At 58.7% G+C, this 1,333-nt stretch carries 1 protein-coding gene; it reads left to right on the top strand.

Annotated features, from left to right (window positions below):
- Positions 1-63 precede the first annotated feature (63 nt).
- Positions 64-1,278 carry an IS256 family transposase gene (locus BUB72_RS18460; RefSeq protein ID WP_073146475.1) on the top strand — a complete coding sequence of 405 codons (1,215 nt, stop codon included), beginning with the start codon at positions 64-66 and terminating at the stop codon, positions 1,276-1,278.
- Positions 1,279-1,333 lie beyond the last annotated feature (55 nt).

Here is a 1,333-nt window from a genome sequence, read left to right as displayed (position 1 = left end):
GAGAGTGTCCGATCTTCTGTGTAACTTGGTTTTGGTTCATGCTTCCTGAGAGGAGCAAGGACGATGACGATTTCCAAGGAACTGCTGGACGAACTTCTGAAGGGCTGCGAGCGGCCTGAAGATCTGCTTGGCGACGCCGGGCTGATGAAAGAGCTTAGGATCAAGCTGATGGAACGCATGCTGGGAGCCGAACTGACCGCGCATCTTGGTTATGAAGAAGGCAAGGATGCACCTCTTGGTCAGTCCAACCGGCGCAACGGCACAGCCAGTAAGCGGCTGAAGGGTCAGGACGGCGAGGTGCCAATCGCCGTGCCGCGTGACCGGGACGGCAGTTTCGAGCCGGAGCTTATCAAGAAGGGCCAGACCCGGATCGACGGAATGGATGACAAGATCATTGGTCTCTATGCCGCTGGTTTGACGGTCCGCGACATTCGTGCCCACCTTGAGGACGTCTACGGCCTCCAGGTGTCGCCGGACCTGATCAGCCGCGTGACCGACGCCGTGCTCGACGAGGTCCGCGAATGGCAATCGCGGGCGCTGGAGCGGATGTATCCTATCGTGATATTCGACGCGCTCCGGGTCAAAATCCGCGATGCTGACAGCCGCATGGTCAAGAACAAGGCCGTCTACGTGGCCTTGGGCGTCAGCAGGGACGGTGTCCGCGAGGTTCTCGGCCTCTGGATTGCCGACAACGAAGGTGCCAAGTTCTGGCTGTCTGTGATGAACGAACTGAAGAACCGCGGGGTTCAGGACGTGCTGATCGCGGTCGTAGATGGACTGAAGGGCTTCCCTGAGGCCATCACAGCCGCTTTCCCGAACGCCGCGATCCAGACCTGCATCGTGCATCTGGTGCGCCATTCTCTGAACTTCTGCGCCTGGAAAGATCGCAAGGCAGTGGCCGCCGATCTTCGCCTGATTTACGGCGCCCCGACGGCCGAACAGGCTGCCGCTGAGCTGGACGCCTTTGAGGAAAAATGGGCCGGTAAATACGCCTCGATTGCCCCGGCATGGCGGCGGGCATGGCAGGAGGTAATCCCGTTCTTCGCCTTCGATCCCGCGATCCGTAAAATCATCTACACCACCAATGCCATCGAAAGTCTGAACCGGGTAATCCGGAAATCGATCAAGACGCGCGGCTCATTCCCAACCGAGGAGGCCGCGACGAAGCTGATCTACTTGGCCATCCGCAACTTCGAGAAAGGAGGACGGAATGTCCGAGAGTGGTTTGCCGCCCGCAATCAATTCGCTATCATGTTTGACGAACGCTTCAATGCGTGACCGTATCTGAAACCCGCATGGACCGGACCAGATACACAGAGTTCAGGACACTCCC

This window comes from Litoreibacter ascidiaceicola, from assembly GCF_900129235.1.
GTDB classification, from domain to species: domain Bacteria; phylum Pseudomonadota; class Alphaproteobacteria; order Rhodobacterales; family Rhodobacteraceae; genus Litoreibacter; species Litoreibacter ascidiaceicola.
Note: the sequence above shows the minus strand (reverse complement) of the source record. Positions and strands in the feature narration are given on the sequence as shown.